10 protein-coding genes and 2 tRNA genes are annotated in these 13,654 nt (G+C 64.6%); 8 read left to right on the top strand and 4 right to left on the bottom strand.

Translation table 11 applies throughout. The features are described 5' to 3' along the window. Nucleotides 1-65, bottom strand: a 65-nt coding sequence (locus tag G3O00_RS43560) for a glycerate kinase (protein ID WP_241025428.1), incomplete at its 3' end; no start/stop codon positions are given. 388 nt (nucleotides 66-453) lie between these two features. On the opposite strand from G3O00_RS43560, the gene tig reads away from it, so the two are divergent. The 7 genes from tig to G3O00_RS31775 all read left to right on the top strand — a co-directional run bounded on the left by tig (nucleotide 454) and on the right by G3O00_RS31775 (nucleotide 9,424). Then, entirely contained in the window at nucleotides 454-1,800 is a 1,347-nt protein-coding gene (gene tig, locus G3O00_RS31805) for a trigger factor (RefSeq protein ID WP_011352362.1), read from the top strand. A gap of 140 nt (nucleotides 1,801-1,940) precedes the next feature. Then, entirely contained in the window at nucleotides 1,941-2,594 is a 654-nt protein-coding gene (gene clpP / locus G3O00_RS31800) for an ATP-dependent Clp endopeptidase proteolytic subunit ClpP (protein ID WP_010092137.1), read from the top strand. Between the two features lie 164 nt (nucleotides 2,595-2,758). Next, nucleotides 2,759-4,030 carry an ATP-dependent Clp protease ATP-binding subunit ClpX gene (gene clpX, locus G3O00_RS31795; protein ID WP_006489345.1) on the top strand — a complete coding sequence of 424 codons (1,272 nt, stop codon included), beginning with the start codon at nucleotides 2,759-2,761 and terminating at the stop codon, nucleotides 4,028-4,030. A gap of 197 nt (nucleotides 4,031-4,227) precedes the next feature. Continuing rightward, the gene (lon, locus tag G3O00_RS31790) at nucleotides 4,228-6,651 is read left to right on the top strand and encodes an endopeptidase La (RefSeq protein ID WP_011352361.1); all 2,424 of its coding nucleotides are present in this window, start codon (nucleotides 4,228-4,230) and stop codon (nucleotides 6,649-6,651) included. 204 nt (nucleotides 6,652-6,855) lie between these two features. Continuing rightward, nucleotides 6,856-6,931: transfer RNA gene (locus G3O00_RS31785), tRNA-Val, on the top strand. A 23-nt stretch (nucleotides 6,932-6,954) separates the two neighbouring features. Further along, a tRNA-Asp gene (locus G3O00_RS31780) sits at nucleotides 6,955-7,031 on the top strand. 458 nt (nucleotides 7,032-7,489) lie between these two features. After that, entirely contained in the window at nucleotides 7,490-9,424 is a 1,935-nt protein-coding gene (locus G3O00_RS31775; RefSeq protein ID WP_206145358.1) for a SurA N-terminal domain-containing protein, read from the top strand. A gap of 71 nt (nucleotides 9,425-9,495) precedes the next feature. Here G3O00_RS31775 and G3O00_RS31770 read toward each other — a convergent pair whose 3' ends face one another. Continuing rightward, nucleotides 9,496-10,170, bottom strand: a complete 675-nt coding sequence (locus G3O00_RS31770; RefSeq protein ID WP_206145357.1) for an arylesterase — start codon at nucleotides 10,168-10,170, stop codon at nucleotides 9,496-9,498. On the opposite strand from G3O00_RS31770, the gene G3O00_RS31765 reads away from it, so the two are divergent. Next, nucleotides 10,169-10,882: an ABC transporter ATP-binding protein gene (locus G3O00_RS31765; protein ID WP_089456377.1), complete on the top strand. Its 714-nt coding sequence runs from the start codon at nucleotides 10,169-10,171 to the stop codon at nucleotides 10,880-10,882. The two genes, G3O00_RS31770 and G3O00_RS31765, sit on opposite strands and share 2 nt — an antisense overlap. Nucleotides 10,883-10,942: 60 nt before the next feature. Here G3O00_RS31765 and pgi read toward each other — a convergent pair whose 3' ends face one another. Together pgi and G3O00_RS31755 are read right to left on the bottom strand one after the other, a co-directional pair. After that, complete coding sequence (gene pgi, locus G3O00_RS31760) at nucleotides 10,943-12,565, bottom strand: glucose-6-phosphate isomerase (protein WP_206145356.1); 1,623 nt, start codon at nucleotides 12,563-12,565, stop codon at nucleotides 10,943-10,945. A 111-nt stretch (nucleotides 12,566-12,676) separates the two neighbouring features. Continuing rightward, on the bottom strand, nucleotides 12,677-13,654 hold a 978-nt coding region (locus G3O00_RS31755; RefSeq protein ID WP_206145355.1), incomplete at its 5' end, for an NAD(P)H-hydrate dehydratase.

Raw genomic sequence — 13,654 nt, 5'->3', positions numbered from 1 at the left:
GAAAGCGAGCCTTTGAACGAATCGGGCGCGATGACGACGACAGGCGCGGACGGGTGTTGCGGCATGGTGTCTCCGGAAGGCGTGATTGGTGTGAAGAATATTGGGGTCGCGACGGCGGCCTACCCTCAATCGGAGCTTACAGGATGGCGGGCCCGTGGTGGATACGGCGTTCGGCATAGCGACGATCCGCGTGCATTGCCGTGCAGAGGGCTGTCGAGGCGGTGCAGACGCGTGCGCGTCGCGCCGATCTGGCGGTGTGATGAAAATTGTTTGCTAGAATAGTCGATTCTTCCGGCCAAAGCCGTGCTCCGAGCCGCTTGCGCTAGCCATCCGGCGCGTGCAGGGATGGCGTGGCGCTCCGGCGCGGCGAGTGGATGTGACGCACATCACGCCGCAGGCAGGCACGGCAAGGAAAACCCGATTCGCTCGAATAATTTTAGGACGATTGAAGCCATGGCTAACGTTGTTGAGAACCTCGGCAAGCTTGAACGCCGCGTGACGATTTCCCTGCCGAAAGACACCGTGCAGAAGGAAATCGACGCCCGTATCCAGAAACTCGCGAAGACCGTGCGCATGCCGGGTTTCCGCCCGGGCAAGGTGCCGGTGAAGATGGTCGCGCAACAGTACGCGGGTCAGGTCGAAGCAGAAGTGCTGAGCGACAAGATCGGCCAGGAATTCTTCACGATCAGCCGCGCGGAAAACCTGCGCGTTGCCGGCCAGCCGAGCTTCGAGCCGAAGCAGGAGCAGGCTGAAGGTGCATACGCGTTCGACGCGACGTTCGAGGTCTACCCGGAAGTCAAGATCGGCGATCTGGCGACGGCTGAAGTCGAGCGCTCGACGACGTCGATCGGCGACGCCGAAATCGACCGTACGCTGGACATCCTGCGCAAGCAGCGCGTGCACTTCCACGCACGCGGCGAAGCCGGCGAACACGGCGACGGCGGTGCGGACACGGCAGCCAAGAACGGCGACCGCGTGACGGTCGACTTCGTCGGCAAGATCGACGACGTCGCGTTCCAGGGCGGCACGGCCGAAGATTTCCCGTTCGTGCTCGGCGAAGGCCGCATGCTGCCGGAATTCGAAACCGCGGCACTGGGCCTGAAGGTCGGTGAATCGCGCACGTTCGACCTGGCGTTCCCGGAGGATTACCACGGCAAGGACGTCGCGGGCAAGACGGCACAATTCACGGTCACGATGAAGAAGATCGAGTGGCCGCACCTGCCGGAAATCGACGGTGAATTCGCGAAGTCGCTCGGCATCGAAGACGGCGATCTCACGAAGATGCGCGGCGAGATCAAGGACAACCTCGAGCGTGAAGCGAAGCGCCGCACGCAGTCGATCGTCAAGAACCAGGTGATGGACGCGCTGCTGAAGATCTCCGAACTCGACGTGCCGAAGGCGCTGATCGAGCAGGATCAGCAACGCCTCGTCGAAATGGCTCGCCAGGACCTGGCGCAGCGCGGCGTGCCGAACGCGAAGGACGCACCGATCCCGGCCGAGATGTTCACCGAGCAGGCAGAACGCCGCGTGAAGCTGGGCCTCGTGCTGGCCGAGCTGGTGAAGTCGAACGGCCTCGAAGCGAAGCCGGAACAGATCCGCGCGGAAGTCGACGAGTTCGCGAAGAGCTACGAAGACCCGAAGGAAGTGGTCCGCTGGTATTATTCGAACCAGCAGCGCCTCGCCGAGATGGAAGCGTTCGTCGTTGAAAGCAACGTCGTCGATTTCGTGCTGGGCAAGGCGAAGGTGACGGACAAGGAAGTGAGCTTCGAAGCACTCGCGAGCGCATCGGCGCAAGCGTAAGTGTTGCTCTAGCGGCGTGCCGGCTGTCGGAGCGACGGCCCGCACGCCGTTTTTACGTCAAGCGCACGGTTGCCATTAATATGGCGATTGAGCGGGCGGCTTCCTTCCGTTCAATTTTCCATTCGAACAAGGTTCATTGAATGATCACTCGCGCTGAATTGCTGGACATGCTTGCTTCGAACGCGCCGCAGGGTTTCGAGGCGCAAGCGCTGGGGCTGGTGCCGATCGTCGTCGAAACGAGCGGCCGCGGCGAGCGTTCGTACGATATCTACTCGCGCCTCCTGAAGGAGCGCCTGGTGTTCATGGTCGGCGAAGTGAACGACCAGACCGCCAACCTCGTGGTTGCGCAGCTGCTGTTCCTCGAGAGCGAGAATCCCGACAAGGACATCAGCCTGTACATCAACAGCCCGGGCGGGTCGGTGTCGGCCGGCATGGCGATCTACGACACGATGCAGTTCATCAAGCCGGACGTGTCGACGCTGTGCATGGGCCTCGCGGCCAGCATGGGTGCGTTCCTGCTTGCGTCGGGTGCGAAGGGCAAGCGTTTCGCGCTGCCGAACTCGCGCGTGATGATTCACCAGCCGCTCGGCGGCGCGCGCGGCCAGGCATCCGACATCGAGATCCAGGCACGCGAAATCCTCTACCTGAAGGAGCGGCTGAACCAGTTGCTCGCGCAGCACACGGGCCAGGACGTCGAGCGCATCGCGCGCGACACCGACCGTGATAACTTCATGTCGAGCGAGGATGCGAAGGCGTACGGGCTGATCGATCAGGTGCTGTTGAAGCGTCCGTGAGCTTAAGTGGGGTGCCGCCCCGATTCGTGCGGCGCCCCTGCGACGTCCCGAACGCCTTGAGCATCTGCGGCAAGCGCATCCAGCCGGCTCCGGTCGCGCCCTAGGCGCGGCGCTCGGAGCATTCGGCGTATCATGTCATTTACCTGTCCGGAGGCTCTACATTCATGGCGGACAAAAAAGGTTCGAACAGCGAGAAGCTGTTGTATTGCTCGTTTTGCGGGAAGAGCCAGCATGAGGTGAAAAAACTCATCGCGGGCCCGTCGGTGTTCATCTGCGATGAGTGCATCGACCTCTGCAACGAAATCATTCGCGACGAGGCGGCTGCCGCCGGCGTCGAGGCCAGCCTGTCCCGGTCGGATCTCCCGAGCCCGCAGGAAATTCGCGACATCCTCGATCAGTACGTGATCGGCCAGGAGCGCGCGAAGAAGATCCTCGCGGTGGCTGTGTACAACCACTACAAGCGCCTCAAGCATCTCGACAAGAAGGACGACGTCGAGCTGTCGAAGAGCAACATCCTGCTGATCGGCCCGACGGGCTCCGGCAAGACGCTGCTCGCGCAGACGCTCGCGCGGTTGCTCAACGTGCCGTTCGTAATCGCCGATGCGACGACGCTGACCGAAGCCGGCTACGTCGGCGAGGACGTCGAGAACATCATCCAGAAGCTGTTGCAGAACTGCAACTACGAGGTCGACAAGGCCCAGCGCGGGATCGTCTACATCGACGAAATCGACAAGATCAGCCGCAAGTCGGACAACCCGTCGATCACGCGCGACGTGTCGGGCGAGGGTGTCCAGCAGGCACTGCTGAAGCTCGTCGAGGGCACGATGGCGTCGGTGCCGCCGCAGGGTGGCCGCAAGCATCCGAACCAGGATTTCATCCAGGTCGACACGACCAACATCCTGTTCATCTGCGGCGGTGCATTCGATGGCCTCGAGAAGGTGATCACCGATCGTACCGAGAAAACCGGTATCGGCTTCGGCGCGACGGTCAAGAGCAAGCAGGAACGCGACGCGGGCGAAGTGCTGCGCGAAACGGAACCGGAAGACCTGATCAAATTCGGTCTGATCCCCGAATTGATCGGCCGCCTGCCGGTGGTCGCGACGCTCGGCAAGCTCGATGAAGCCGCGCTGATGAAGATCCTGGTCGAGCCGAAGAACGCGCTCGTCAAGCAGTATCACAAGCTGTTCGCGATGGAGCGCGTCGAGCTGGAAATCCGGCCGGGCGCACTGCAGGCAGTCGCCCGCAAGGCGATCCGCCGCAAGACCGGCGCGCGCGGTTTGCGTTCGATCATCGAACAGGCGTTGCTCGACGTGATGTACGAGCTGCCGACGATGAAAGGGGTCAGCAAAGTCATCATCGACGAGAACGTCATCGATGGAGACGGCAAGCCTTTGCTGATCTACGAGGACACGCCGAAGGTGGCGGGTTCGAACTGACCGGCTTGCCGACGATGTTCTGCGAAAAAGGCCGTTCATGAGACCGTGGGCGGCTTTTTTTCGTTTATCTTGTGGGTAACTCTGACTCGACACGCGGTGGTTACTTTCTTACCGAATATTTCCCGCACTTGAAGGCTTGCAATTCGTTGTGGCGGCCTCAATTACCGAACAATTGATTCCACTCATGGGGAAATGAAATGTCAGGCACCCAACTTCTCCCGCCGGAACGCATCACGCTCCCGCTGCTGCCGCTGCGGGATGTCGTCGTTTTCCCGCACATGGTGATTCCGCTCTTCGTGGGCCGGCCGAAATCGATCAAGGCCCTCGAAGCAGCGATGGAAGGCGGCAAGCACATCATGCTCGTCGCCCAGAAAACCGCGGCCAAGGACGAACCGACCGAAAAGGACATGTACGAGGTCGGTTGTATCGCCAACATCCTGCAGATGCTGAAGCTGCCGGACGGCACCGTGAAGGTGCTCGTCGAGGGCCTGCAGCGCGCGAAGGCGTTGTCGATCGAAGAGCAGGAAACGCAATTCTCCTGCGAAGTGATGCCGCTCGAGCCCGATCACGCCGACAGCGCTGAAACGGAAGCGCTGCGCCGTGCGATCGTGTCGCAGTTCGACCAGTACGTGAAGCTGAACAAGAAGATCCCGCCGGAGATCCTCACGTCGCTGTCGGGGATCGACGAAGCAGGCCGCCTCGCCGACATGATCGCCGAGCGCCTGCCGCTGAAACTCGACCAGAAGCAGCACATCCTCGAGATGTTCCCGGTCATCGAGCGCCTCGAGCACCTGCTCGCGCAGCTCGAAGCCGAGATCGACATCCTGCAGGTCGAAAAGCGCATCCGCGGGCGCGTGAAGCGCCAGATGGAAAAGAGCCAGCGCGAGTACTACCTGAACGAACAGGTCAAGGCGATCCAGAAGGAACTGGGCGAAGGCGAAGAGGGTGCCGATCTCGAGGAACTCGAGAAGCGCATCAACGCCGCGCGCATGCCGAAGGAAGCGAAGAAGAAGGCCGACGCCGAGCTGAAGAAGCTGAAGCTGATGTCGCCGATGTCGGCGGAAGCCACCGTCGTGCGCAACTACATCGACACGCTGATCGGCTTGCCGTGGCGCAAGAAGAGCAAGGTCAACAACGACCTGTCGAACGCCGAGCAGGTGCTCGACGAGGATCACTTCGGCCTCGAGAAGGTGAAGGAACGGATCCTCGAGTATCTCGCGGTCCAGCAGCGCGTCGACAAGGTCAAGGCACCGATCCTGTGCCTCGTCGGGCCTCCGGGCGTCGGCAAGACCTCGCTCGGCCAGTCGATCGCCCGTGCGACGAACCGCAAGTTCGTCCGGATGGCGCTCGGCGGCGTGCGTGACGAAGCCGAGATCCGTGGCCACCGCCGTACGTACATCGGTTCGATGCCGGGCAAGATCCTGCAGAGCCTGACGAAGGTCGGCGTGCGCAATCCGCTCTTCCTGCTCGACGAAGTCGACAAGATGGGCATGGATTTCCGCGGCGATCCGTCGTCGGCGCTGCTCGAAGTGCTCGATCCGGAACAGAACCACACGTTCGCCGACCACTACATCGAAGTCGACTTCGACCTGTCGGACGTGATGTTCGTCGCGACGTCGAACTCGCTGAACATCCCGCCGCCGCTGCTCGACCGGATGGAAGTGATCCGTCTGTCGGGTTACACGGAAGACGAGAAGGTCAGCATCGCCCAGCGTTACCTGCTGCCGAAGCAGAAGAAGAACAACGGGCTGAAGGAAGGCGAGATCGAGGTCACCGAGCAGGCGATCCGCGACATCATCCGCTACTACACGCGCGAAGCCGGTGTGCGTTCGCTCGAGCGGGAAGTGTCGAAGATCTGCCGCAAGGTCGTGAAGATGCTGCTGCTGAAGAAGGCATCGGGCGCGATCAAGGTCGACGGCGAAAACCTCGATACGTTCCTCGGCGTGCGCAAGTACGACTTCGGCCTCGCGGCGAAGGAAAACCAGGTCGGTCAGGTGACGGGCCTCGCGTGGACGGAAGTCGGTGGCGATCTGCTGACGATCGAAGCCGCGGTGATGCCGGGCAAGGGCAACGTGATTCGTACGGGTTCGCTCGGCGACGTGATGAAGGAGTCGGTCGAGGCGGCACGTTCGGTCGTGCGCTCGCGTTCGCGTCGTCTCGGCATCAAGGACGAAGCGTTCGAGAAGCAGGACATCCACATCCACGTGCCGGAAGGCGCGACGCCGAAGGACGGTCCGTCCGCCGGCGGTGCGATGACGACCGCGCTGGTATCGGTGCTGACGGGTATCCCCGTGCGTGCCGATGTCGCGATGACGGGCGAAATCACGCTGCGTGGTGAAGTCCTGCCGATCGGCGGCCTGAAGGAGAAGCTGCTCGCAGCGCATCGCGGTGGCATCAAGCTCGTGCTGATCCCGGAAGAGAACGTGAAGGATCTCGCCGAGATTCCGGACAACGTGAAGAACGCGATCGAGATCGTGCCGGTCCGCTGGATCGACAAGGTGCTGGAACTCGCGCTCGAGCGTTCGCCGACCCCGCTGCCGCCGGAAGAAGAGGCGAAGGCGGCGGCACCGGTCGCCGATGCGGCGAAGGATGCCGGCTCGACGGAATTCGTCAAGCACTAAGCATCGGAACACCGTCCTTCCTGACGGTTGTTCACGAAACCCGCGGCATGGCCGCGGGTTTTTTTATGCGCCTTGAAATCGTGCGCGCGAGTGTTTAAAAAATTCACGTCAGGGCTTTGCAAAATGATCGGGGATGAATTAAACTTGCGGGCTCGCTGGTTGTTGATGCCGAAACGCAGATCGCAGCCAGAACGAATCGGAAACGGGTGCTTAGCTCAGCTGGTAGAGCGGCGCCCTTACAAGGCGTAGGTCGGGGGTTCGAACCCCTCAGCACCCACCAGTTTCACGATTCAGCCAGACCAAGGAGCGGTAGTTCAGTCGGTTAGAATACCGGCCTGTCACGCCGGGGGTCGCGGGTTCGAGTCCCGTCCGCTCCGCCAGAAAATGAAAAAGCCCGCCTTGTGCGGGCTTTTTCATTTGTATCGTTCGTTGCGCCCGCCTGCGGGCGCGTGACTGCGGAGTGGAGGAAGCCGCCTGCGCGGCTTCCGGCGGGACTCGAAGGGCTGCGCTTGCAAGCGCAGCCGCGGCCTGCGGGATGTAGGCGAGTCCCGTCCGTTCCGCCAAGAAATGAAGAAGCCCGCCTTGTGCGGGCTTTTTTATTTTCGTTTCCGACTGACGCGCTATCGGGCACGCAACCGCGGAGTGGGGGATGTGACCGCCAGGATGCAGGCGGCTTCCGTTCGCTCCGCCGCTCACGCAAAAATGCCTGCGCAATGCGGGCATTTTTGTTTTCTGCGCCTGCTTGCCGCGTCGTACTCGCCCGCAGCACGTCTGCTTTTCTCCCGTCCCACCCCGTATGTTGTAATATCGGTCGTTTTGTCCAATTTTCCCGTCACGCATGCTCGATTTCTTCCGTAATCACCAGCGCCTGATGATGGCGCTCCTGCTCCTGATCGTGTTGCCGGGGCTGGGTTTCGTCGGGATCCAAGGCTTCCGCGGCTTCTTCGACGATAGCGCGAACGTCGCGGCAGTCAACGGGCACAAGATCACGCGGGTCGAATTCGACGGCGCGTTCCGCCAGCAGATCGACCAGGCGCGTCAGGCGCTCGGCGGGCAGTTCGACATCAAGATGTTCGATACGCCCGAGCACCGCAAGCAAGTGCTCGACGGCCTGATCCAGCAACGCGTGCTGGCCGACGAGACCCAACGTCTGCACCTGACCGCATCCGACAACGCCGTGCGCGACGCGCTGATGAGCGACCCGATGATCGCGTCGCTGAAGAAGCCCGACGGTTCGATCGACGTCGAGCGCTACGCGCAGCTGCTGTCGTTCCAGGGGATGACGCCCGAGCAGTATCAGGAACGCGTGCGCTACAGCCTCTCGCTGCAACAGATTCCGGCCAGCATCGTGTCGAGCGCATTCACGCCGAAGAGCCTCGCGCAACGCCTGTCCGAACTCGCCGCGCAGCAGCGCGAAGTGCAGGCGCTCGTGCTGAAGACAAGCGACTTCGCAGCGAAGGTCCAGCCGACCGATGCACAGCTCGCCGCGTACTATGACGCGCACAAGCAGAGCTTCGCGACGCCGGAGACCGCGACGATCCAGTACCTCGTCTATTCGCCGGCCGCAGCGGCCGCGAGCGCGCAGCCGACCGATGCGGACATCAAGAAATTCTACGACGACAACCCGACGCACTTCCGCACCGAAGCGCAGGTTCGCGTGAGCCACATCTTCATCGCTGCGCCGGGCAGCGCAAGCGCGGCCGACAAGACGGCAGCGAAGACGAAGGCCGAGCAACTGCTTGCCGACGTGAAGGCGCATCCTGACCAGTTCGCGCAGGTCGCGCAGAAGAGCTCGCAGGACGCACCGTCGGCGGCGAAGGGCGGCGACCTCGGCTTCATCACGCGCGGCTCGACGGCGGGCGGCAAGGCGTTCGACGATGCCGCGTTCGCGCTCAAGCAGGGTGACGTGAGCGGTGTCGTGCAGTCGGATCTGGGCTTCCACATCCTGAAGGCAACGGAAGTGAAGCCGGCGGCCGTCAAGCCGTTCGCTGACGTGAAGGACCAGATCGCCGCGGAACTGAAGCAGCAGTACGCATCGAAGGCGTTCACGGACAACGCGGAAGGCTTCACGTCCACCGTCTACGAAAAGGCGAAGACGCTGCAGCCGGCCGCGGACAAGTACAAGCTGACGATCCAGACGGCCACCGTCACGCCGACGCCGAATCCGCAGCTGCCGCCGACGAGCCCGCTGAACAATCCGAAGTTCCTGGCCGCCGTGTTCGCCAACGACTCGGTGAAGAGCCAGAACAACACGCAGGCGATCGACATCGGCAACAACACGCTGATCTCGGCGCGCGTGACCGACTACAAGCCGGCTGCCGTGCCCGCGCTCGACGCGATCAAGGACGTCGTGCGCCAGAAGGTCGTCGCCGAGCAGGCTGCTGAACTCGCGAAGAAGGACGGCGCGGCGAAGCTCGCCGAGCTGCAGAAGTCGAAGTCGGCCGACGGGTTCGCTGCCGCGCAGAAGGTCTCGCGCACGCAGTCGCAGGGCCTGACGCCGGCTGCGCTGAGCGCCGTGTACAAGGTCGACGCGAAGACGCTGCCCGCGTACGTCGGTGTCGATCTCGGCGCGGACGGCTACGCGATCTACCGTGTCAACGCGGTGATCCCGGGTTCGGCGGTCGATCCGCAGCAACTGGCGGCCGCGCAGCAGCAGATGGCGCAGGTCGACGCGCAAAGCGAAGGCGAAGCGTATCTCGCCGCGCTGCGCGATCGCTCGAAGGTGAAGCTGTACGGCTCGACGGCCGGCCAGTCGCAGGACGGCGACAACTGAGCGTCGTTTCGCACGCAACAAAAAAGCCCCGCTTCATGCGGGGCTTTTGTTTTCCGGTCGGGGCGGTGGCGTCAGCCGCGCGGCTTGCCGAGCAGCGGTTTCAGCGCCGGCCAGACGTTGTCGAGCAGAATGCCCTGCGCCTGCTGCGCGGGATGCATCTGGTCGGCCTGGAACAACTCCGGCTTGTTCTCGATGCCGGCCAGCAGGAACGGCACGAGCGGCACGCCGAGATCCTTCGACAGCCGCGTATAGACGGCGTGGAACTCCTGCGTGTAGTCGGGGCCGTAATTGGGTGGCACGTACATGCCGACCAGCACGACCTTCGCCCGCGCCTGTCGTGCGCCGGCGATGATGTCGCGCAGGTTCTGTTCGGTCGTGGCGAGCGGCACGCCGCGCAGCGCATCGTTCGAACCGAGCTCGACGACGATGATCGACGGCTTGAGCCGCTGCAGCACCGCGGGCAGCCGCGCTCGGCCGCCGCTCGTGGTGTCGCCGCTGACGCTGGCGTTCGCGACGCTATAATCGATTCGCTCGGTCGTGAGTCGCTGCCGCAGCAATGCCACCCAGCCGGTGTCGCGCGGCAACCCGTATTCGGCCGACAGGCTGTCGCCGAGCACGACGATCACGGGCTGGCCCGATGTCGCGGCCGGCGTCGTCGCAGCGCGTGCCGGTACGGTGGCGGCCAGCAGGGTGCCCAGCAGCGCGGCGAACGCCGCGCGTCTTTTCCAGCGAAATGTCGTGTCCATGTTCAAGATTACCGATCCGATCATCGAAGTCCATGACGTGTGCAAGCGGGTCGCCGATGCAACGGGCGAGCTGACGATCCTCGACGGCATCACGCTCGCCGTGCAGCCAGGCAGCAGCCTCGCGATCGTCGGCGCGTCGGGGTCGGGTAAATCGACGCTGCTCGGCCTGCTTGCAGGGTTGGACAGCGCGACGAGCGGCACGGTTCGCCTGCTCGGTCGCGCGCTCGACCAGCTCGACGAGGATGCGCGCGCGGCGCTGCGCAACGGCGCAGTCGGGTTCGTGTTCCAGTCGTTCCAGTTGATGCCGCACCTCACGGCGCTCGAGAACGTGATGTTGCCGCTCGAGCTGCAGGGCGGCATCAGCGCGCGTGAAGCAGCCGATCGTGCCCGGGCGTTGCTCGTGCAGGTCGGTCTCGGCGAGCGCACCGCGCACTATCCGAAGCTGTTGTCCGGGGGCGAGCAGCAGCGTGTCGCGCTTGCGCGCGCATTCGTCACGCGCCCGGCGATCCTGTTCGCCGACGAGCCGACCGGCAGCCTCGATGCGGCTACGGGCCATGCGGTCATCGACCTGATGTTCGAGCTGAACCGCACGCATGGTGCCACGCTCGTGCTCGTCACGCACGATGTCGAACTCGCGCGCCGCTGCGCGACGACTGTGACGATCGACGCGGGACGCATCGTCGAGCCGCATGCGGAGCAGCGCGGCACCTGAATTTAGCGGCCGGCCGCGCAGGCAGGGCTGCGCGGCCGGCATCGGCATGACGCCGTTGCGTCAGCGCTTCAACGCTGCGCGGGCGCGCTCGATCAGCGCAGTGGTCGACGAGTCGTGCTTCGTCGAATCGACCGACTCGGCCGACAGGTCGGCTTCCACCACCTTGCCGAGAATCTTGCCGAGCTCGACGCCCCACTGGTCGAACGGATTGATGTCCCACACCGTTGCCTGCACGAGCACCTTGTGTTCGTACAGCGCGATCAGCGCGCCGAGCGTGCGCGGCGTCAGCGCATCGACGAGCAGCGTCGTCGTCGGGCGGTTGCCCGGGAACGTCAGGTGCGGCGCGAGCGCTTCCTTGCCCGGACCTGCGACCTTGCGTGCTTCGTCGAGCGTGCGGCCGAGCATCAGTGCCTCGCTCTGCGCAAAGCAGTTCGCCAGCAGCTTCGGATGATGGCTCGCGAGCGGATGCTCGGGCGTCAGCACCGCGATGAAGTCGATCGGCACGATCGTCGGCCCCTGGTGCAGCATCTGGAAGAACGCATGCTGGCCGTTGGTGCCCGGCTCGCCCCACGTGACGGCCGACGTCGGGTAGTCGACGAAGGTGCCGTCCAGGCGCGCGGATTTGCCGTTGCTCTCCATTTCGAGCTGCTGCAGGTACGACGGCAGGTAGTGCAGCGCTTCCGAATACGGCGCGACGAGATAGCTCTGCGAACCGAAGAAATTCCGGTACCAGATGCCGATCAGGCCGAGCAGCACAGGCAGGTTGCGCTCGAGCGGCGCTTCACGGAAATGACGATCCATGTCGTTCGCGCCGGCCAGCAGCTCGTCGAACTGCTCGGGGCCGATCGCGATCATGATCGACAGGCCGACTGCCGACCACAGCGAATAGCGGCCGCCAACCCAGTCCCACATTTCGAACACGTTGTCCGCGGCGATGCCGAACTTCACGACTTCGGCCGGATTCGCCGACACGCCGACGAAGTGCTTCGCGAGCGCGTCCTCGGGGCAGCCGCGCGCGACGAACCAGTCGCGCAGCGAGCGTGCGTTCGTCATCGTCTCGAGCGTCGTGAAGGTCTTCGACACGATGATCGCGAGCGTTTCCTCGGGATTGACCTGTTCGAGCACGCGCGCGAGATCGGCGCCGTCGACGTTCGACACGAAGTGCGTGGTGATTTCGGGCGTCGCGACGTGGTGCAGCGCATGCACGACCATCTTCGGCCCGAGGTCGGAGCCGCCGATGCCGATATTGATCACGTGGCGGATGCGCTTGCCGGTGTAGCCCGTCCACGTGCCGCTGCGCACGGCGCGCGCGAAGGTCGCCATCTTCGCGCGCTCGGCGCTGATCTGTGCGTGGAACGGCGCTTGCGGATCGGTCGCGCGCAGCGCGGTGTGCAGCGCGGCCCGGCCTTCGGTCGGGTTGACGATCTCGCCCGCGAACATCGCGTCGCGGCGGGCTTCGACGCCCGCGTCGCGCGCGAGCTGTACGAGCAGGCGCAGCGTGTCGTCGTTGATGCGGTTCTTCGAGAAATCGGCCGCGAGACCGCCGCCCGGAATCGTGAAGCGTTCGGCACGCGTCGGCGTGTGGTCGTTTTCCGGCGCGAACCAGTCGCGCAGGCGAGCGTGGCGGATTTGCTCGAAGTGGGATTGAAGGGCAGTCCAGGCGGGGAGCGAATTCAGCGTCATGGCGGTTCGAGTGAAGCGTGAATCGGGAGGAATGCCGCGCCGGCTCATCGGGATCGGAAGGCCGGCGGACGAGAGGGCCCGCCGTGCGGCGGGGCAGTCAGTATAGCGGCGTTACGTGTCGGCGCGCGGCGACGCATAAAAAAGGCGATTGATCAGCGTGCGTACCATCGGCGCGAGTTCGCCGGCCGTGAGTCCGGCCGGGCCGGTGCCGTGTGCGGTCAGCGTGTCGGCCGCGAGGCCGTGCAGGTAGACGCCCGCGAGCGCCGCTTCGTACGGTGCGACGTGCTGCGCGAGCAATGCGCCGATCAGGCCGCCGAGCACATCGCCGGTGCCGCCGGTGGCGAGCGCCGCATTGCCGGTCGGATTGATCGTCACGCGGCCGTCGGGCGCCGCAATCACCGTGCCCGAGCCTTTCAGCACGACATTCGCCGCATAACGTGCCGCGAGCGCATGCGCGGCCGCGACGCGGTCGCGCTGGATCGTCGGCGTGTCGCTGCCGAGCAGCCGGGCGGCTTCGAGCGGATGCGGCGTCAGCACGCACGGATTGCCGCGCGTACCGCGCGTGGCGACGGCGGTCGCGAGATCGGCATGTGTCGCGACGAGGTTCAGCGCATCGGCATCGAGCAGCGTCGCGGCATCGTGCGCGAGCACGTCGCGCACGAGCGTCGCCGCGGCTTCGCGCGTGCCAAGCCCGCAGCCGGCCGCGATGGCGGTCATCGCGTCGAGATCGAGGCCGTCGGCCGGATGCAGCATCAGTTCGGGGAACGGTGGGTCGTACGGCGGTGCGCCGGCGCCGAGGAAGCCGACGTGCACCTTGCCGGCACCGGTGAACAGCGCGGCGCGGGCAGCCAGGATCGGCGCGCCGCACGTGCCCGTGTCGCCGACGAGCACAGCGAGGCGGCCGAACGTGCCCGTGTGGGACGCGAATGCGCGCGCGGGCAGGGCGGCGGCGAATCGGGCGGGCGCGTTCAGCACGATGGCCGGCGCGGCGGGTGGCGCGACGTCGAGCGATGCGACGTCGATCTCGCCGGCGAGATCGCGGCCCTCGCCGGTGTAGAGGCCGGGCTTCGCGGCGATGAAGGTGAGCGA

This window comes from Burkholderia sp. Ac-20384 (assembly GCF_017104605.1).
In the GTDB taxonomy this organism is placed as follows: domain Bacteria; phylum Pseudomonadota; class Gammaproteobacteria; order Burkholderiales; family Burkholderiaceae; genus Burkholderia; species Burkholderia lata.
The sequence above is the reverse complement of the archived record's forward strand: the minus strand, read 5'-3'. Positions and strand labels throughout refer to the sequence as shown.

Excerpts from the sequence above, each read along its gene's own strand:
- tig (WP_011352362.1), top strand. The coding sequence starts at position 454 with ATGGCTAACGTTGTTGAGAACCTCGGCAAGCTTGAACGCCGCGTGACG.
- clpP (WP_010092137.1), top strand. The coding sequence starts at position 1,941 with ATGATCACTCGCGCTGAATTGCTGGACATGCTTGCTTCGAACGCGCCG.
- clpX (WP_006489345.1), top strand. The coding sequence starts at position 2,759 with ATGGCGGACAAAAAAGGTTCGAACAGCGAGAAGCTGTTGTATTGCTCG.
- lon (WP_011352361.1), top strand. The coding sequence starts at position 4,228 with ATGTCAGGCACCCAACTTCTCCCGCCGGAACGCATCACGCTCCCGCTG.
- G3O00_RS31775 (WP_206145358.1), top strand. The coding sequence starts at position 7,490 with ATGCTCGATTTCTTCCGTAATCACCAGCGCCTGATGATGGCGCTCCTG.
- G3O00_RS31765 (WP_089456377.1), top strand. The coding sequence starts at position 10,169 with ATGTTCAAGATTACCGATCCGATCATCGAAGTCCATGACGTGTGCAAG.
- G3O00_RS31770 (WP_206145357.1), bottom strand. The coding sequence starts at position 10,170 with ATGGACACGACATTTCGCTGGAAAAGACGCGCGGCGTTCGCCGCGCTG.
- pgi (WP_206145356.1), bottom strand. The coding sequence starts at position 12,565 with ATGACGCTGAATTCGCTCCCCGCCTGGACTGCCCTTCAATCCCACTTC.